This is a genomic window from Promicromonospora xylanilytica, from assembly GCF_054782895.1.
This window is the reverse complement of record NZ_BAAGRP010000020.1, coordinates 30,044-47,592: the sequence shown is the minus strand read 5'-3', so window position 1 is coordinate 47,592 and position 17,549 is coordinate 30,044. Positions and strand designations below refer to the sequence as shown.

Sequence of the window (17,549 nt, the reverse complement as noted above, 5' to 3'; positions counted from 1 at the left end):
GCTATGCCGTGCAGAAGGAGGCGATCAGCTCAGCGGGAGCGTCCGGGGGGCACGGGTCGAACGTGAAGATCACGAGGGTGCCGAGCACGACCACGACGACGAACGCCAGGTAGAGCAGGCCCTTGAGGATGCCGCGGGTCAGGTCCCGGGTGGCGTAGTCGTTGATGATGGTGCGCACGCCGTTGGTGCCGTGGATCATTGCCAGCCACAGCATGAGCAGGTCCCAGACCTGCCACATCGGGCTGGCCCACTTGCCGGCCACGAAGCCGAAGTCGATGGCGTGCACGCCGTCGCCGACCATCAGGTTCACGAACAGGTGACCGAAGATGAGGACGAGCAGCACCACGCCGGACGCCCGCATGAAGACCCAGGAGTACAGCTCGTAGTTGCCGCGCGTCGTCCTGCGGCGCTCGTACGGGGAGCGGGGGGAGGCGACCCTCGCCGCGGTTGCGTTCGCCATCAGTGACCCCCGGTGAAGACGTTGATGAGGTGCCGCGGCAGGAAGCCCGCCATCGTCACGACGAAGAGACCGATGACCACCCAGAGCATCGTCTTCTGGTACCTGGGGCCCTTGGCCCAGAAGTCCACCAGGAGGATGCGGATGCCGTTGAAGGCGTGGAAGACGATCGCGGCCACGAGGCCCGCCTCGCCCAGCCCCATGATCGGTGTCTGGTACGTGCCGATCGCTGCGTTGTACGCCTCGGGAGACACGCGCACCAGCGCTGTGTCGAGCACGTGCACGAGCAAGAAGAAGAAGATCAGCACGCCGGTCACGCGGTGCGCGACCCAGGACCACATGCCTTCACGGCCGCGGTATAACGTGCCTGCTGGTGCGGTGGGCACTTCGGGAGCCTCCTATGGCTGAAACGGCTGGGGGTGGCTGGTCCCCACTGTAATGACAACTGGTCGCCTCGATCGCCGCCCGGTAGCCCTTACGGGCATCAAGACACGGCATTTGTGACTGATCCCACAGGGGAGATGTCGTCGCTTCGGGCACCCGTCAGGTTGCTCGCGCGTTGCTGCCCGGAACCGCCCCTGGGATCAGCCAGGGTTCGCCCGGATTCTGGCAAGTTTTGGCTGCGGGGACGCGGTCGGGCTGACATATTGCGGGGCATGACTTCGGCCGCCGCCCCATCGTCCCCGATCGACGACTTCTTCGCAGTGGTACCGGCCGGTGGGTCCGGCACCCGGCTCTGGCCCCTCTCGCGGGGCGGGGAGCCCAAGTTCCTGCACGACCTCGTCGGCTCGGGCAGGTCCCTGCTGCAGGCGACCGAGCACCGGCTGCGTCCCCTGGCCGGGCCCGACGGCGTCATCCTGGTCACCGGGGAGCAGCACGTGGCGGCCTGCCGCGCGCAGCTGCCCGGCCTCTCCGACGACGCGGTGCTCGCCGAGCCCTCGCCTCGCGAGTCGATGGCGGCGATCGGCCTTGCGGCCGCCGTGCTGGAGAAGCGCCATGGCGACGTCGTCATCGGGTCGTTCGCCGCTGACCACGTGATCCATGGCACGCGCGCGTTCGACCTCGCGGTGCGCGAGGCGGTCGTGGCGGCGCGGGCCGGTTACGTGACGACGGTGGGCATCGCCGCCTCCCGGCCGTCGGTCGCGTTCGGCTACGTGCGTTCGGGCGAGCCGCTCGGGGTCGACGGCGCACCGCACACGCTGCACGTGCGGAGCTTCACGGAGAAGCCCGACGCGGCGACCGCGCGGACCTACCTCGCCTCGGGCGAGTACCGGTGGAACGCCGGGATGTTCGTCTCGCGCACCTCGGTGCTGCTGGGCCACCTCGCCGAGCAGCGCCCCCAGCTGCACGACTCGCTGCGGCTCGTCGCGGACGCGTGGGACACCCCGCGCCGTGCGGCCGTGCTCGCGGACGTGTGGCCGGGTCTGGAGAAGATCGCCATCGACCACGCGGTGGCCGAGCCGGTCGCCGCGGCGGGCGGCGTCGCCGTGGTGCCGGGCACGTTCGGCTGGGACGACGTCGGGGACTACAACTCGCTCGCCGTCCTCCTGCCGTCCGACGACGAGAGCGGCGCCAAGGTGCTCGGGGACCCGGCCGACGTGCTCCGCATCGACAGCGCCGGCTCGGTGGTGGTCCCGGCGTCGGGCCGCCTGGTGACGGTGCTGGGGCTGGACGACGTGGTCGTCGTGGACACGCCCGACGCGCTGCTGGTCACCACGCGTGCCCGGGCGCAGCAGGTGAAGGACGTCGTGGCAGCGGTGCGGGAGCGAGGCCGCGAGGACCTGCTCTGACACAGGGGTGTCGGATCCCGCGGCCGTCCGCATGGTGGGACGAATTACGGACCGCCGTGTCTCGCGGGCCGGACAGCGATACCGTGGGTCAGGTGAACCCGACCCAGCCGCCCGTCAATCTCGCCGATTTCGATCTGATCGTTTCGAACGACCAGATGCCGGTGGGTGACGTGCCCGGAGGGAACGCGACGGAGGTCGTCGCAGGCCTGGCCGCCCGGGTGGGCGAGCTGGCCGAGATCCTCGACCCCGAGCTCATCGCGTTCCGCCGCGACGTGCACGCCCACCCCGAGCTGTCCCGCAAGGAGACGCGCACCACGCGCGCCGTCGCCGAGCGGCTGCGTGCCGCCGGCCTCGAGCCGCGCCTGCTGCCGATCGGCTCGGGCCTCGTCTGCGACATCGGCCCCGACCACGGGCCGGACGGCGAGGGCCGGGTCGGCCTGCGCGCCGACCTCGACGCGCTCCCGCTCCAGGAGACCAGCGGGGTGGAGTTCGCGTCGACCGAACCGGGCGTCGCCCACGCCTGCGGGCACGACGTGCACACCACCGTGGTCCTCGGCGCGGGCCTCGTGCTCGCCCGGCTCGCGGAGGAGGGGCGGCTGCGACGCGGCGTCCGGCTCTTCTTCCAGCCGGCCGAAGAGGTGTTCCCCGGCGGCGCGGAGGACATCATCAACCGCACCTCCGAGCTCGACGGCGTCGACCGGATGGCGGCGCTGCACTGCGACCCGAAGTTCGACGTCGGGCACGTCGGCACCCGCATCGGGCCGATCACCTCGGCCAGCGACTCCGTGATGGTGACCGTCTCGTCGCCCGGCGGGCACACCTCGCGCCCGCACCTGACGGGCGACGTCGTGTTCGCGCTCGGCCAGGTCATCACGCAGACCCCTGGCGTGCTGGGCCGCCGGCTCGACCCGCGCTCCGGCGTGAACCTGACGTGGGGCGCGGTCCAGGCGGGCTCGACGCCCAACGCGATCCCGTCGACGGGTGTCATCAAGGGCACGCTGCGCTGCCTCGACGTCCGGGCGTGGGAGAAGGCGGGCGAGCTGGTCCGCGAGGCGGTCGAGCAGATCGTGGCCCCGTACCAGGTCAGCGTGTCGGTGACCGTGACGCACGGCGTGCCGCCGGTCGAGAACCAGACGGAGGCCACCTGCGACCTCGAGGACGCGGTCCGCGACGCCGTCGGCCCGGACGCGGTGCAGCTCACCGAGCAGTCGATGGGCGGGGAGGACTTCGCCTGGTACCTCCGCAAGGTGCCGGGCACGATGGCCCGCCTCGGCGTGCGCACGCCCGGCGGCCGCACCTATGACCTGCACCAGGGCGATCTCGTGGTGGACGAGCGCGCCATCGGCGTCGGTGTGCGGACCCTTGCCCAGTTTGCGGCGCGCTGACCGCTGGATGTTCCTGTCGATGACGCTTCGGTAACGACTTACTCCGGTTACCGTCTCGAAACGCGAAATCCAGGATGCGCTGGCTACCCTCGGTGCGGTATAGGGCCCAGATCTGTTTGGATTGGGCCCGTCTGGACCATCTGAAGGAGCACCAGTGAAGAAGGCTGTTCGGCTTACCGCGCTCGCGGGAGCAGCGGCGCTCGCGCTCGCGGCGTGCGGCGCCGCCCCTGAGGAGACCACTGGTGGTGGCGACGCCGCCGCCAGTGACTTCAAGCCCTGCATCGTCTCGGACCAGGGCGGGTTCGACGACAAGAGCTTCAACCAGCTCAGCTACGAGGGCGTCAACGCTGCCGCCGAGAAGCTGGGCACTACTCCGCACGAGGTCGAGTCGGCGTCGGAGAGCGACTACAAGGGCAACGTCGAGTCGCTCGTCGCCGAGGGCTGCAACGCCATCGTCACCGTCGGCTTCGCGCTCTCCGCGACGACCATCGAGTCGGCCACGGCCAACCCCGAGATCGACTACATCATCATCGACGACGCGGCCGACGCGGACTTCGACGGTGAGGCCGACGCCGAGAACATCAAGCCGATCCTGTACGACACGGCGCAGGGCGCGTTCCTCGCGGGCTACCTCGCCGCCGGCTACTCGGAGGCCGGCAAGGTCGGCACCTACGGTGGCCAGGAGTTCCCGACCGTCACCATCTTCATGGACGGCTTCAAGCAGGGCATCGACTACTACAACGAGACCAAGGGCGAGAAGGTCGAGCTCGTCGGCTGGGACGGCAAGAAGGGCTCGTTCACGGGCAGCTTCGCCGCCGACCCCGCGGCGAAGACGACCGCCCAGAACATCCTGGACCAGGGTGTCGACGTCCTCTTCCCCGTGGGCGGCCCGATCTACCAGGGCGCCATGGACGCGATCGCCGACTCCGGCAAGGACGTGGCGATCATCGGTGCCGACGCCGACTTCTTCGAGACCGACCCCACCACGCAGAACGTGGTGCTCACGTCGGTGCTGAAGCGGATGGACGTCTCCGCGGAGGAGGCGGTCGTCGCCTCCGGCAACGACGAGTTCGACCCGACGCCGTACATCGGCACCCTCGAGAACGGTGGGGTGGACCTCGCGCCGCTGCACAACTTCGAGGACAAGGTGGACCCGGCCCTGTGGGAGGAGACCCAGGCGCTCAAGGAGTCGATCATCGCGGGTGAGGTCGAGGTCGAGTCGTACCTCGCCGAGTGATCCGGATCGGTCGATGACCGAGACGTGACGCAAGATGGTCCCGGGGGCACGGGTCGAACCGTGTGCCCCGGGACCTGTCATGAGCAGGACCCCTTTCGGGAAGGATTCCTATGCGGCTCGAGCTGCGCGGTATCACCAAGCGCTTCGGCGCGCTCGTCGCGAACGACCACATCGACCTGGTGGTCCAGCCGGGCGAGATCCACTCGCTGCTCGGCGAGAACGGGGCGGGCAAGTCCACCCTGATGAACGTGCTCTACGGCCTGTACCAGGCGGACGAGGGCGAGATCCTGCTGGACGACGAGGTGCAGCACTTCTCCGGCCCCGGCGACGCCATGGGCGCGGGCATCGGCATGGTGCACCAGCACTTCATGCTCGTACCCGTCTTCACCGTGGCGGAGAACGTCATGCTCGGCCACGAGCAGACCCGCGGCGGCGGACGGCTCGACCTCGAGGCGGCCCGCGCACAGGTGCGCGAGATCTCCGCGCGGTTCGGGTTCCACGTGGATCCCGACGCCGTGGTCGAGGACCTGCCCGTCGGCGTGCAGCAGCGGGTCGAGATCATCAAGGCGCTCTCCCGGAACGCCGACGTGCTGGTCTTCGACGAGCCGACGGCGGTGCTCACACCGCAGGAGACCGACGAGCTGATGGCGATCATGCGCCAGCTGCGCGACGAGGGCTCGGCGATCGTCTTCATCACCCACAAGCTCCGTGAGGTGCGCGCGGTCGCGGACCGCATCACGGTGATCCGCCACGGCAAGGTCGTGGGCGAGGCCCTGCCGACGGCGTCGGACAGCGAGCTCGCCTCGCTCATGGTGGGCCGCTCCGTGGAGCTCACGGTGCGGAAGGACGCGCCCACGCTGCACGACAACGGGCTCAAGGTCACCGACCTGGTCATCACCGAGGCGACCGGAGCCGTCACCGTCGACGGCGTGAGCTTCGAGGTGCGCGGTGGCGAGGTCCTCGTCGTCGCGGGCGTGCAGGGCAACGGCCAGACGGAGCTGACGGAGGCTCTGCTCGGCCTGCAGGACGAGGTGTCGGGCAGCATCACGCTCGACGGCAAGGAGCTCATCGGGCGCTCGGTCCGCGGGATCCTCGACGAAGGCGTCGGGTTCGTCCCCGAGGACCGCACCTACGACGGCCTCGTGGCCGAGTTCACCATCGCGGAGAACCTGATGCTGGACCGCTCCGACGGTCCGCCGTTCGTGCGGCGCGGTGCGCTGCAGCGCACCTTCCGCGACCGGTTCGCGCGCGAGAAGATCGCGGAGTTCGACGTCCGCACGCAGGGCATCACCACACCCGTGGGGCGCCTGTCGGGCGGTAACCAGCAGAAGGTGGTGCTCGCGCGCGAGCTGTCGCGCGACCTGCGCCTGTTCGTCGCGGCGCAGCCGACGCGCGGTGTGGACGTGGGCTCCATCGAGTTCATCCACAAGCGCGTCGTCGCCACGCGCGACGCCGGGGTGCCCGTGGTCGTGGTCTCCACCGAGCTCGACGAGGCGGTGGCCCTGGCGGACCGCATCATGGTGATGTATCGCGGCAAGGTGGTGGGCATCGTGCCCGCAGACACCCCGCGCGACGTGCTGGGCCTGATGATGGCGGGGATCTCCCCCCAGGACGCGAAGGGAGAGGTCGCGTGAACGCGCCAGAGAGCTCGAACGCGCCAGAAGGCTCGGAGACGGGCCCCGAGCACGAGGCCGACCTCGATCCAGGCACCGTGGAGGAGCTGGAGCAGGAGCGGGCCCGCGAGGCCACCGGGCCGGTGGGCGACGCGGCTCCCGACACGGCGAGCCGCCTCGCCAAGGCGCTGCACCAGACGATGAGCAGCCCCTGGACCGTGTCCGTGGGCGCCGTCGTGCTCGCCATCGTGGCGGGCTCGATCATGATCGCCTTCACGGACGAGGAGGTGAAGGCAGCCTCCGCGTACTTCTTCGCACGGCCCGCCGACACCTTCGTCGCCCTCGGCCAGGCGATCGGCGGCGCGTACGCCGCGCTGTTCCGCGGCTCCGTGGTCAACCTCCAGGCCCCCGACTTCGTGACGGCGATCCGGCCGCTCACCGAGACGCTCAACTACGCGACGCCGCTCATCGCGGCGGGGCTCGGTGTGGCGCTCGCCTTCCGGGCCGGCCTGTTCAACATCGGTGGCCAGGGGCAGATGCTCGTCGCGGCCGCCGCTGCGGGCTGGGTGGGCTTCGGCGTGACCGGCGTGCCGTTCCCGCTGCACCTGCTGATGGCGCTCGTGGCCGGCATGGCGGCGGGTGCGCTGTGGGCCGGCCTGGCCGGCTTCCTCAAGGCACGCACCGGTGCGCACGAGGTGATCGTCACGATCATGCTCAACTACGTGGCGTTCTACCTCATCTCCTACCTCCTGGCGACGCCGGGCCTGCTGCAGGCGCCGGGCTCGTCCAACCCGAAGACGCCGCCGACCGCGGCCTCCGCGCAGCTCCCGCCGCTCGTGGGCGAGCGGTTCAACCTCCATTGGGGGTTCGTGCTGGCGCTGCTCGCCGTCGTGTTCACGTGGTGGCTGCTGAGCCGGTCGTCGGCGGGCTTCGCGTTCCGCGCCGTCGGTGAGAACCCCCGCGCCGCCCGGGTGGCCGGTATCGACACGGGCCGCGCCACGGTGAACTCGATGCTGGTGGCCGGTGGGCTCGTCGGCCTGGCGGGCGCCTCGCAGGTGCTGGGCGGCGTCACCACGGGCTTCAGCTCCGACATCGACGCGGGCATCGGGTTCGACGCCATCACCGTCGCGCTCCTCGGCGGGTCCAACCCGTGGGGCGTGCTCGCGGCGGGCATCCTGTTCGGCGCGTTCAAGGCGGGCGGGTCCACCATGCAGGCCTCGCAGGGCATCCCGAGCGACATCGTGCTCGTGGTCCAGTCCCTCATCGTGCTGTTCATCGCCGCGCCGCCGCTGATCCGGGCGATCTTCCGGCTGCCGGACCCCAACCGGCGCCGGAGACCGAAGAGGACGAAGGCGAACCGGAACCGGAAGGAGGCGGCAGCGTGAGCGCCGACCACACAACGACCCAGCTCGACGCGCCGCTGTCGGAGACGACGCGCACGGTCACGCTGGTGTCGTGGAAGTCAGCGGGCGTGCTGCTCGCGGTGACCGTGCTGTACGCGCTGCTCCTCGTCGCCGTGCCGCACTCGGGTGACACCCGGTTCCTGCTGTCGCAGCGTGGTGACTTCTTCCAGATCCCCGTCGTCGTGCTGCCCGCCGCTCCGCTCGCGTGGGTCTGCGGCGCGATCATGCTCGCGGCGACGGCGTTCGCCGTGGTGCTCACCGCACGCGGGTCCAGGACTCCGCTGTGGGTCGTCGCGGTGTACTCGTTCGCCGGCCTCACCGGCTTCCTGGCCTGGGCCGGGGCCGGCAGCCCGCGCGACCTGTCGGTGGTGGGCCTGCTGGGCGGCGCCGTGCTGTGGTCGGTGCCGTTCGTGTACGGCGCGCTGGGCGGCGTGATCGGTGAGCGCGCGGGCGTGGTGAACATCGCCATCGAGGCGCAGCTGCTCGGCGCCGCGTTCACCGCGGGCATCGTCTCGTCGGTCACCAACAGCGCGTTGATCGGCCTGGCCGCCGCGGTGCTCGCCGGCGCGCTCGTCTCGCTCGTGCTCGGCCTGTTCGCCATCACGTACCACGTGAACCAGGTGATCGTGGGTGTCGTGCTCAACGTGCTGGTCGTCGGGCTGACCAGCTTCCTCTACTCGCAGGTGCTGCAGGCCGACGCCGCGACGCTCAACTCGACCACGCGGTTCGCGTCGCTCCCGATCCCCGTGCTGTCCGACATCCCGGTGATCGGCGCGATCCTGTTCGACCAGCCGCTGCTGATCTACCTGATGTTCCTCGCCGTGCCCGCCGTCTGGTACGCGCTGAACCGGACCCGCTGGGGCCTGCGCCTGCGCGCGGTGGGGGAGCACCCGAAGGCCGCGGACACCGTGGGCATCGACGTGGTGCGCACCCGGTACAACGCGGTGCTCGTCGCCGGCGCGGTGGCCGGGCTGGGCGGTGCGTTCTACACGACGGTCTACCTGAGCCAGTTCGGCGAGAACATGACCGGGGGAGCGGGCTACATCGCCCTGGCCGCCGTCATCTTCGGGAAGTGGGACCCGGTACGGGCCGCGTTCGCCGGGCTGCTGTTCGGGTTCGCCTCGAACCTGCAGAACGTGCTGTCGGTGGTGGGCTCGCCCGTGCCGAGCCAGTTCATGCTCATGGTGCCGTACGTCGTCACCCTGCTCGCCGTGGCGGGCCTGGTCGGGCGGTCCCGCCCGCCGGCCGCCTCCGGCGAGCCGTACATCAAGGGATGAGCACGATGGACTCAGATCCTGTGGGAACAGCGGACGCCGTGGACTGGGACGCCCTGCGTGCGGCGGCCCGCGAGGCGGTCGGCAAGGCGTACGCGCCGTACTCCGACTTCAAGGTCGGTGCCGCGGCGTTCGCCGACGACGGGCGCCTCCTCACCGGGGCCAACATCGAGAACGCCGCGTACGGGGTGACGCTCTGCGCGGAGTGCTCCCTGGTCAGCGCCCTGGTGATGTCCGGAGGGGGCCGGCTGGCCGCCTTCGCGTGCGTGAACGCGCTCGGCGAGACGATCATGCCGTGCGGCCGCTGCCGCCAGCTCCTCTGGGAGCACGGCGGACCGGAGCTGCTGGTCGACACCCCGCTGGGCGTCCAGCCGATGACAGAGGTGCTGCCCCAGGCCTTCGGGCCGGGCGACCTGGACCACGTGCGGAAGGCAACCCGATGACCGAGCAGTTCGACGCCGTCGACATCATCCGCGCCAAGCGCGACCAGGAGCCCCTGGACGACGCGCAGATCGACTGGCTCATCGACGCGTACACCCGTGGCGCGGTGGCCGACGAGCAGATGTCCGCGATGACCATGGCGATCCTCCTGAACGGCATGTCCCGCGCGGAGATCTCCCGGTGGACCCACGCGATGATCCAGTCGGGTGAGCGCATGTCGTTCGCCGGCCTCTCCCGGCCGACGGCGGACAAGCACTCCACCGGCGGTGTCGGCGACAAGATCACGCTGCCCCTCGCCCCGCTCGTCGCCGCGTTCGACGTGGCGGTGCCGCAGCTCTCCGGCCGCGGCCTGGGCCACACGGGGGGCACGCTCGACAAGCTGGAGTCCATCCCGGGCTGGCGGGCGTCGCTCACCAACGACGAGCTGATGGCACAGCTGGACTCCGTCGGCGCCGTCATCTGCGCCGCCGGTGCGGGCCTGGCCCCGGCCGACCGCAAGCTGTACGCGCTGCGCGACGTCACGGGCACCGTCGAGGCGATCCCGCTGATCGCGAGCTCGATCATGTCCAAGAAGATCGCCGAGGGTACCGGCGCCCTGGTGCTCGACGTGAAGGTCGGCTCCGGCGCCTTCATGAAGACCCTGGACAGCGCGCGCGAGCTCGCCCGCACCATGGTCGACCTCGGGACCGACGCCGGCGTGCGCACCGTCGCCCTGGTCACCGACATGTCGGTGCCGCTCGGACGGACCGCAGGCAACGCCCTGGAGGTCCGGGAGTCCCTGGAGGTGCTCGCCGGCGGAGGGCCGTCCGACGTCGTCGACCTCACGGTCGCGCTCGCCGTGGAGATGCTCGCCGCGGCCGACCGCCCCGTCGCGGAGGCGGACGTCCGCGCCGCCCTGGCCGACGGCCGGGCCATGGACAGGTGGCGGGCCATGATCGCGGCGCAGGGCGGCGACGTCGACGCTCCGCTGCCGGTCGCGAAGGAGACCGAGACCGTCGTCGCACCGGAGTCCGGTGTGCTGACCTCGCTGGACGCCTACGCCGTGGGCGTCGCCGTACGGCGCCTCGGTGCCGGCCGCGCGCGCAAGGAGGACTCGGTGCAGGCCGCGGCGGGCATCGAGATCCACGTGAAGCCGGGGGAGCCGGTCGCCGCCGGCCAGCCCGTGCTCACGATGCACACCGACACCCCGGAGCGGTTCGCCCGGGCGCGCGAGGCGCTCGAGGGCGGCTGGACCGTGGAGCCGGAGGGCGTGGGCGGCGGGGTGCTCGGTGGTGCTCTGGCGGGCGCCGCCAGCGCGCTGTCGACCGTCGACGTGGGTGCGGGTGCCCTGGTGGGGGCGGCGCTGGCGGCGGACCAGTCGGTGGTGCTCGACCGGATCGTCTGACGGACCACCCGGTTCGCCCAGCGTGGCGAACCGGCGAGTTGCCACGACCCGGCTTAGCCTGTCGACGTGCCGTCGACATTGCGCCTTTCGTCCCTGCTTGGCGGTATGCGTGCGTTCGGCGGGCCGGTGCCACCACCGCCTCCGCCGGGCCGCTTCGAGCGGCCCGCCGTGCCTGAGGACGTCGAACGGCAGCTCGAGTCGGCGACGTCCCGGGCCCGGCGTTCGGTGCTCGACCCCCTGGCCCGCGAGCGCGGCACCGGCACCGTCGGCTTCCCGCGGCGGCTGAACCTGCCGGCACTGGACGGGACCACGGCTGCCGCCGTGCAGGTCGACGAGACCACCTGCGGGTCGGCCGTCCTGGCCATGCTCGGGCTGGCCGGCGACCCGCGGGCGGCCCTGCGGCTCGCGAGCGAGGACCCGGCGGGCCGGTTCGTGAGGCTGCAGCACGCCGTCCAGGCGGCGACCAACCGGCGCGGGCTGGTGGTCGTGGGCTGGCCCCGCACGTACGGCACGCCACCGTGGGGTGCAGCCCGTCTCGCCAGCTACGGCGGCGTGCGCTACACCCACCGGGTGGCCGGCTCCCGGGCGCTGCTGGAGGCCGCCGTCGCGAGCGCACGCGCCGGTGTCCCCGTTCCCCTGTACACGGGCGGTGACGTCACCGGAGGCTGGGACTCGGCGGTGCCGCGCCACGTCGTGCTGCTCACCCTGGCCGACGGTGAGGGCGCGGAGGGCAACGCCGTCCTGTACGAGCCGTCGGGCGCGGGGCTGCACACCGTGCCCGTCGCCGCCCTGCTCGACCCGCCTCCTGCGCCGGCGGCCGGGTCCGAGACGTCGCAGTCCACCGCCGAGCGCACCGCCGCGCGGGTGCGGAAGGCACTGACCGCCGCGCTCGGCGGCTGGCCGCACGTCGCCTGGGTGCTGCTCCCCGAGCGCGCCGGCCGGTGGCAGGGCGGCGACGCCCGGGTGACGATGGAAGCCACCTGACGAGGAGGCACCTGATGAGCACGCTCCCCGGTCCCGACTCCTGGCGTGACGCCGGCCTGGACCCTCCCCAGGAGGCGGAGGTCGACACCACGCACGAGCCCGACGAGTACGTCCCGGACGCCCCGCGCCCCGACAACGACGGCGCCGCCGAGGAGGCGGACGTCGTGGAGCAGGCCCTCGACGTCCCGGCGGACGAGGGCGACGAGGCGAGCGCCGACGAGGACTGAGCCAGACGGTAGGTTGTCAGCATGACCACGCACGACCCCGGGGCACGCCCCGGTGAGGCGCTGATCCGCGCCCTGCCCAAGGTGGTGCTCCACGACCACCTCGACGGTGGCCTGCGGCCACAGACCGTCCTCGAGCTCGCGGACGCCGCAGGGCACCCGCTGCCCGCCACCGACGCCGAGTCGCTCGCGAGCTGGTTCCGCGACGCCTCCGACTCCGGCTCGCTGGTCCGGTACCTGGAGACGTTCGAGCACACGGTCGCCGTCATGCAGACGGCCGACAACCTGGCCCGCGTCGCACGCGAGGCCGTGCTGGATCTCGCGGCCGACGGCGTCGTGTACGCCGAGCAGCGCTGGGCGCCGGAGCAGCACGTGGCCGGCGGCCTGTCCCTCGCCGAGACCGTCGAGGCCGTGCAGGCGGGGATCGACGACGGCATCGCGGCGGCCGCCGCCGAGGGGCACATCATCCGCGTGGGCCAGCTCGTCACCGCCATGCGGCACCAGGACCGCTGGCAGGAGATCGCGGAGCTCGCCGTCACCTACCGGGACCTCGGCGTGGTCGGGTTCGACATCGCGGGACCCGAGGCGGGTTTCCCGCCGTCGCGCCACCTCAGCATCTGGCGCTTCCTCGCGGAGCACGACGTGCCCGTGACGATCCACGCCGGCGAGGCGGACGGCCTCGACTCCATCGGGCAGGCGGTGCACCTCGGGCACGCCGACCGCCTCGGCCACGGGGCGCGGATCATCGACGACATCGCCTTCGTGCCGAACGGCGACCCCGCGGTGCGGGGCCTGTCGGCCGACGGCCGCGGCGGTGCCGCCGATCTCGGCCGCCTCGCGCACTGGGTTCGCGACCACCAGATCCCCCTCGAGCTGTGCCCGGTGTCGAACCTGCAGACGGGCGCGGCGGAGTCGATCGCGAAGCACCCGATCACCCGGCTCAAGGAGCTGGACTTCGCGGTCACGCTCAACACCGACAACCGCCTGATGTCTCGCACGTCGATGACGCACGAGATGAAGCTGCTCGTCGACGAGGCGGGCTGGACGCTCGACGACCTCGTCGACGTGACCGTCACCGCCGCCTGGAGCGCATTCATGCACCACGACGAGCGACGTGACCTCGTGGAGCAGGTCCTCCTGCCCAGATTCCAGAAAGTCGAAGGTGCCCTCGTATGACCGCTCAGCCCGAAACCCCCCGCTCCCCGGCCGTACCGCAGGACAAGGCGACGCTGGCCGCGTTCGTCGACCACACGCTGCTCAAGCCGGAGGCCACGGCCAGCGACGTCACCACGCTCGTCGAGGAGGGCGCGGAGCTCGGCGTGTTCTCGGTGTGCGTCTCACCGTCCTTCGTGTCCCTCGCGGTCGAGGTAGCGGCCGGACGCCTCGCCGTGGCGACGGTGTGCGGGTTCCCGTCGGGCAAGCACATGGGCGACGTGAAGGCCTTCGAGGCGGCCCGGGCCGTGGCCGACGAGGCGGACGAGATCGACATGGTGATCGACGTCGGGACCGCGCGGTCCGGCCGGTTCGACGCCGTGCAGGCCGACATCGCCGCAGTACGCGCGGCCGTGCCGCACGACCGGATCCTCAAGGTGATCATCGAGTCGGCGGCGCTCACGGACGAGCAGATCGTCGGCACCTGCAAGGCCGCAGAGACCGCCGGCGCCGACTTCGTCAAGACGTCGACGGGCTTCCACCCCGCGGGCGGCGCCTCGGCCCACGCCGTGTCGCTGATGGCGCGCACCGTCGGCGCGGCGGGCGGCGGCAAGCTCGGGGTGAAGGCCTCGGGCGGCATCCGTGACCTGAACGCGGCGCTCGCGATGATCGGCGCCGGCGCGACACGCCTCGGCCTGTCGGGCACCGCCTCGGTCCTGGCCGGCTTCGACGCGGGGGCCGGCGCGGACGCCCCGGCATCGGACGGGTACTGACCGATCTCGGTGGGCTGTGACCGCTCGGGCCGCTCACCTCAGGGCGCGCTGAGCACCAGGTCGTCCTGCTCCACCGCGGCCCGCCACTCGGCCTTCTCCGCGCGCCAGTGCTCGTCGTCGCGGCCTCGGCGCCAGTAGCCCGACGCCGACAGCAGCTCGCGCGGCACCCCCAGCGTGGAACGCGCCCAGCGGCGCAGGTCGCGGACACAGCCCGCCTCGCCGTGCAGGAACGCGTGCGGCACGCCGTCGGGAAGCTCTGCGGCCTGCACCACGTCGGCGACGTGGGCCCCCGTGGACCGGTGCACCCAGGTGAGGCGCACGTCGGCGGAGCTCGCGATCTCCTGCTCCTCCGTGGCGTCGGCGACCTCGATGAAGACGTGGGCCACCGCGTCGCCGGGCAGCGCCTCGCACGCCGCTGCGATGGCGGGCAGGGCGGACTCGTCGCCGGCCATGAGGTGCCACGGCGCGTCGGGCGCCGGTGCGTAGTCGCCGCCGGGGCCGAGGAACGAGACCTCGTCGCCCGGCCGGACGCGCTGCGCCCACGGGCCGCCGTAGCCGACGTCGCCGTGCGTGACGATGTCGATGTCCCAGCTCGATGCCGCGACGCTGCGGATCGTGTAGGTGCGCAGCACGGGCCGGCCCTCCGGCTCCGGGGCCTCGGCCATGACGAGCTTGATGTAGCGGTCGGTCATCGGGGTGGGGTCGACGGCGGCCAGCGCCTCGCCGCCGATCGTCACCCGGATCATGTGCGGCGTCAGATACCGGACAGCTGTCACGGTCGCCGTGGTGCGGACCCCCTTGGTGCGGGGCTTCCCGTTCGGTGCGTTCGTGGTCTGCGTCATTGTGAGGTAAGCCTAACCTCCTTGGTCAGGTGGCCGATGTGGCGTGCGTCACTGGCTGAAACCTTCCGCGACCGGCACCGGAGGTGACGGCGGGGTACGTCGGCCCGCCTAGCATTGGGTACGTCATCGACCACTTTCTGTCAGGAGTCCCGTCGTGAAGATCGCTGTTGCCGGCACGGGTTATGTCGGTCTGTCCAACGCGGTCCTGCTGGCGCAGAACCACGAGGTCTGGGCGCTGGACGTCGACCCGGCCAAGGTGTCACAGGTGAACGACGGGATCTCGCCCGTCGCGGACGCCGAGCTCGAGGAGTACCTCGCGGGCAAGGAGCTGAACCTGACCGCCACGCTCGACAAGGACGAGGCGTACGCGGGGGCCGCCATGGTCATCGTGGCGACGCCCACGAACTACGACGAGCGGACCAACTTCTTCGACACGTCGACGGTGGAGTCGGTGATCGACGACGTCCTGGCGCGGGAGCCCGAGGCGACCGTGGTGATCAAGTCGACGGTGCCCGTGGGCTTCACCGAGCGAGTGCGCGAGGAGCACGACGGCGCCGCGGTCTTCTTCTCCCCGGAGTTCCTGCGCGAGGGCCGGGCGCTGTACGACAACCTGCACCCGTCGCGCATCGTGGTCGGCGACCGGTCCGAGCGGGGCAAGCAGTTCGCCGACCTGCTGCTGGAGGGCGCTCTGACCAAGGACGCCCCGGTGCTGCTGACCGACCCCACCGAGGCCGAGGCGATCAAGCTCTTCGCCAACACCTACCTGGCGCTGCGCGTCGCGTACTTCAACGAGCTCGACACGTACGCGGTGACCCGCGGCCTCAACACGGCGCAGATCATCGAGGGTGTGGGCCTGGACCCGCGGATCGGGTCGCACTACAACAACCCGTCCTTCGGCTACGGCGGCTACTGCCTGCCCAAGGACACCCGGCAGCTCCTCGCCAACTACGCGGACGTGCCGCAGAACCTGATCAACGCGGTGGTCGACGCGAACACCACCCGCAAGGACTTCGTGGCGGCCGACATCCTGCGCCGCAACCCGACGACCGTCGGCGTGTACCGGCTGGTGATGAAGGCAGGGTCCGACAACTTCCGGGACTCCAGCATCCAGGGCATCATGAAGCGCATCAAGGCCAAGGGCATCGAGGTGATCGTGTACGAGCCCAGCCTTGAGGAGGACCAGTTCTTCAACTCCGAGGTGGTCAGGGACCTCGACGAGCTCAAGTCCCGGGCCGACGTCATCGTCGCGAACCGTCGCACGGAGGCGCTCGACGACGTCGCCGACAAGGTCTACACGCGCGACATCTACGGTCGCGACTGACCCGACGTCCGACCGCGAGGAGAGAGCAATGCAGGTTCTGGTCACCGGCGGCGCGGGTTTCATCGGCGCGAACTTCGTCCAGCAGACGGTGCGGGAGCGCCCCGACGCGCGGGTGACCGTGCTCGACGCGCTCACCTACGCGGGCGACCGCTCCTCGCTCGCCGGCGTCGCCGACCGCGTGGACCTGGTGGAGGGCTCGATCACCGACGGGCCGCTCGTGGACCGGCTCGTGGGGGAGTCGGACCTGGTGGTCCACTTCGCTGCGGAGTCGCACAACGACAACTCGCTGGACGACCCGTCGCCGTTCGTGCAGACCAACCTGGTGGGCACGTTCACGCTGCTGGAGGCGGTGCGCAAGCACGGGGTGCGGTTCCACCACATCTCGACGGACGAGGTCTACGGCGACCTGCCGCTGGACACCCCCGAGCGGTTCACCTCCGAGACCCCCTACAACCCGTCGTCGCCGTACTCGTCGACCAAGGCGGGCTCCGACCTGCTGGTCCGGGCCTGGGTGCGGTCCTTCGGGGTGCAGGCGACGATCTCGAACTGCTCCAACAACTACGGCCCGTACCAGCACATCGAGAAGTTCATCCCGCGCCAGGTCACCAACCTGATCGACGGCGTGCGCCCCCGGCTGTACGGAGCGGGCCTCAACGTGCGCGACTGGATCCACGTCGAGGACCACAACTCGGCGGTCTGGGCCATCATCGAGAAGGGCGAGGTGGGCGAGACCTACCTCATCGGTGCCGACGGCGAGACCAGCAACCTCGACGTGGTGCGGACGCTGCTGGAGATCTTCGGGCGGGACGCCGACGACTTCGACCACGTGACCGACCGGGCCGGGCACGACCTCCGGTACGCGATCGACGCGAGTCGGCTCCGGACGGAGCTGGGCTGGGCGCCGCGGTACACGGACTTCCGCGAGGGGCTGGAGGCGACCGTGAGCTGGTACCGGGAGAACGAGGCCTGGTGGAGGGGTGCGAAGGCAGCTACGGAGGCGAAGTACGCGGCTGCGGGTCAGTAGAAGGCCGGGTCGGTCGCGGACTGGAACTGGGGGCGGGGTAGTTGGCGGGGACTACAGGGCTGGGGCTGGGGCTGTGCAGGGCAGTTGGCGGGGCGCACGCCCCCTGCTGGCGAGTGCAGAGTTTGTCGCGGAGAGTGCTGCTCGGGCCGCGACGATGTCTGCAGTCGCTCAGTCGTGCCGCGACCAACTCTGCACTCGGCGTTCGGGGTGGTGCCGGGCACGCAGCACCGGGCACGCAGCACCAT

The 17,549-nt window shown here is 71.3% G+C and carries 17 protein-coding genes; 14 read left to right on the top strand and 3 right to left on the bottom strand.

From position 1 onward, the window contains the following. Position 1: 1 nt before the first annotated feature. Both ACYVK7_RS16745 and sdhC read right to left on the bottom strand, forming a co-directional pair. Complete coding sequence (locus tag ACYVK7_RS16745) at positions 2–460, bottom strand: succinate dehydrogenase hydrophobic membrane anchor subunit (protein WP_460888856.1); 459 nt, start codon at positions 458–460, stop codon at positions 2–4. Continuing rightward, a complete protein-coding gene (gene sdhC / locus ACYVK7_RS16740; RefSeq protein ID WP_460888855.1) occupies positions 460–843 on the bottom strand; it encodes a succinate dehydrogenase, cytochrome b556 subunit in 384 nt (127 codons plus the stop codon). Before sdhC ends, ACYVK7_RS16745 begins: the two co-directional genes overlap by 1 nt. 270 nt (positions 844–1,113) lie before the next feature. Here sdhC and ACYVK7_RS16735 point away from each other — a divergent pair, with 270 nt between their 5' ends. The 12 genes from ACYVK7_RS16735 to deoC all read left to right on the top strand — a co-directional run bounded on the left by ACYVK7_RS16735 (position 1,114) and on the right by deoC (position 14,117). Further along, on the top strand, positions 1,114–2,247 hold the full coding sequence (locus ACYVK7_RS16735) for a mannose-1-phosphate guanylyltransferase (RefSeq protein WP_460888854.1): 1,134 nt from the start codon (positions 1,114–1,116) through the stop codon (positions 2,245–2,247). A gap of 155 nt (positions 2,248–2,402) precedes the next feature. Beyond that, positions 2,403–3,632, top strand: coding sequence for an amidohydrolase (locus tag ACYVK7_RS16730; RefSeq protein WP_460888950.1), 1,230 nt, complete (start codon positions 2,403–2,405; stop codon positions 3,630–3,632). Between the two features lie 154 nt (positions 3,633–3,786). Further along, positions 3,787–4,869 (top strand): BMP family lipoprotein, encoded by a 1,083-nt coding sequence (locus tag ACYVK7_RS16725; protein WP_460888853.1) that lies wholly within the window; start codon positions 3,787–3,789, stop codon positions 4,867–4,869. Between the two features lie 110 nt (positions 4,870–4,979). Beyond that, the gene (locus ACYVK7_RS16720; protein ID WP_460888852.1) at positions 4,980–6,503 is read left to right on the top strand and encodes an ABC transporter ATP-binding protein; all 1,524 of its coding nucleotides are present in this window, start codon (positions 4,980–4,982) and stop codon (positions 6,501–6,503) included. Then, positions 6,500–7,867 carry an ABC transporter permease gene (locus tag ACYVK7_RS16715; protein WP_460888851.1) on the top strand — a complete coding sequence of 456 codons (1,368 nt, stop codon included), beginning with the start codon at positions 6,500–6,502 and terminating at the stop codon, positions 7,865–7,867. Before ACYVK7_RS16720 ends, ACYVK7_RS16715 begins: the two co-directional genes overlap by 4 nt. Continuing rightward, positions 7,864–9,162 (top strand): ABC transporter permease, encoded by a 1,299-nt coding sequence (locus tag ACYVK7_RS16710; RefSeq protein WP_460888850.1) that lies wholly within the window; start codon positions 7,864–7,866, stop codon positions 9,160–9,162. The genes ACYVK7_RS16715 and ACYVK7_RS16710 overlap by 4 nt, the downstream gene beginning before the upstream one ends. Positions 9,163–9,167: 5 nt before the next feature. Continuing rightward, positions 9,168–9,602 (top strand): cytidine deaminase, encoded by a 435-nt coding sequence (locus ACYVK7_RS16705; RefSeq protein ID WP_460888849.1) that lies wholly within the window; start codon positions 9,168–9,170, stop codon positions 9,600–9,602. Further along, positions 9,599–10,984: a thymidine phosphorylase gene (locus ACYVK7_RS16700; RefSeq protein ID WP_460888848.1), complete on the top strand. Its 1,386-nt coding sequence runs from the start codon at positions 9,599–9,601 to the stop codon at positions 10,982–10,984. The genes ACYVK7_RS16705 and ACYVK7_RS16700 overlap by 4 nt, the downstream gene beginning before the upstream one ends. Before the next feature lie 168 nt (positions 10,985–11,152). Beyond that, positions 11,153–11,968 (top strand): hypothetical protein, encoded by an 816-nt coding sequence (locus ACYVK7_RS16695; RefSeq protein WP_460888847.1) that lies wholly within the window; start codon positions 11,153–11,155, stop codon positions 11,966–11,968. A 14-nt stretch (positions 11,969–11,982) separates the two neighbouring features. Beyond that, a complete protein-coding gene (locus tag ACYVK7_RS16690) occupies positions 11,983–12,195 on the top strand; it encodes a hypothetical protein (RefSeq protein ID WP_460888846.1) in 213 nt (70 codons plus the stop codon). Between the two features lie 21 nt (positions 12,196–12,216). Next, positions 12,217–13,368, top strand: coding sequence for an adenosine deaminase (locus tag ACYVK7_RS16685; protein WP_460888845.1), 1,152 nt, complete (start codon positions 12,217–12,219; stop codon positions 13,366–13,368). Next, positions 13,365–14,117: a deoxyribose-phosphate aldolase gene (deoC, locus tag ACYVK7_RS16680; protein ID WP_460888844.1), complete on the top strand. Its 753-nt coding sequence runs from the start codon at positions 13,365–13,367 to the stop codon at positions 14,115–14,117. The genes ACYVK7_RS16685 and deoC overlap by 4 nt, the downstream gene beginning before the upstream one ends. 38 nt (positions 14,118–14,155) lie before the next feature. Here the strand turns inward: deoC and ACYVK7_RS16675 are convergent, their stop codons facing one another. Next, a complete protein-coding gene (locus tag ACYVK7_RS16675) occupies positions 14,156–14,959 on the bottom strand; it encodes a siderophore-interacting protein (RefSeq protein WP_460888843.1) in 804 nt (267 codons plus the stop codon). A 154-nt stretch (positions 14,960–15,113) separates the two neighbouring features. On the opposite strand from ACYVK7_RS16675, the gene ACYVK7_RS16670 reads away from it, so the two are divergent. Continuing rightward, a complete protein-coding gene (locus tag ACYVK7_RS16670) occupies positions 15,114–16,280 on the top strand; it encodes a nucleotide sugar dehydrogenase (protein WP_460888842.1) in 1,167 nt (388 codons plus the stop codon). A gap of 28 nt (positions 16,281–16,308) precedes the next feature. Continuing rightward, positions 16,309–17,304, top strand: coding sequence for a dTDP-glucose 4,6-dehydratase (gene rfbB / locus ACYVK7_RS16665; protein ID WP_460888841.1), 996 nt, complete (start codon positions 16,309–16,311; stop codon positions 17,302–17,304). Positions 17,305–17,549 lie beyond the last annotated feature (245 nt).

What these genes read in the sequence shown, in the direction of transcription:
- ACYVK7_RS16685 (WP_460888845.1), top strand. Translation starts at nt 12,217, where the DNA reads ATGACCACGCACGACCCCGGGGCACGCCCCGGTGAGGCGCTGATCCGC.
- ACYVK7_RS16705 (WP_460888849.1), top strand. Translation starts at nt 9,168, where the DNA reads ATGGACTCAGATCCTGTGGGAACAGCGGACGCCGTGGACTGGGACGCC.
- ACYVK7_RS16720 (WP_460888852.1), top strand. Translation starts at nt 4,980, where the DNA reads ATGCGGCTCGAGCTGCGCGGTATCACCAAGCGCTTCGGCGCGCTCGTC.
- ACYVK7_RS16735 (WP_460888854.1), top strand. Translation starts at nt 1,114, where the DNA reads ATGACTTCGGCCGCCGCCCCATCGTCCCCGATCGACGACTTCTTCGCA.
- ACYVK7_RS16700 (WP_460888848.1), top strand. Translation starts at nt 9,599, where the DNA reads ATGACCGAGCAGTTCGACGCCGTCGACATCATCCGCGCCAAGCGCGAC.
- ACYVK7_RS16730 (WP_460888950.1), top strand. Translation starts at nt 2,403, where the DNA reads ATGCCGGTGGGTGACGTGCCCGGAGGGAACGCGACGGAGGTCGTCGCA.
- ACYVK7_RS16745 (WP_460888856.1), bottom strand. Translation starts at nt 460, where the DNA reads ATGGCGAACGCAACCGCGGCGAGGGTCGCCTCCCCCCGCTCCCCGTAC.
- ACYVK7_RS16675 (WP_460888843.1), bottom strand. Translation starts at nt 14,959, where the DNA reads ATGACGCAGACCACGAACGCACCGAACGGGAAGCCCCGCACCAAGGGG.
- ACYVK7_RS16690 (WP_460888846.1), top strand. Translation starts at nt 11,983, where the DNA reads ATGAGCACGCTCCCCGGTCCCGACTCCTGGCGTGACGCCGGCCTGGAC.
- rfbB (WP_460888841.1), top strand. Translation starts at nt 16,309, where the DNA reads ATGCAGGTTCTGGTCACCGGCGGCGCGGGTTTCATCGGCGCGAACTTC.
- deoC (WP_460888844.1), top strand. Translation starts at nt 13,365, where the DNA reads ATGACCGCTCAGCCCGAAACCCCCCGCTCCCCGGCCGTACCGCAGGAC.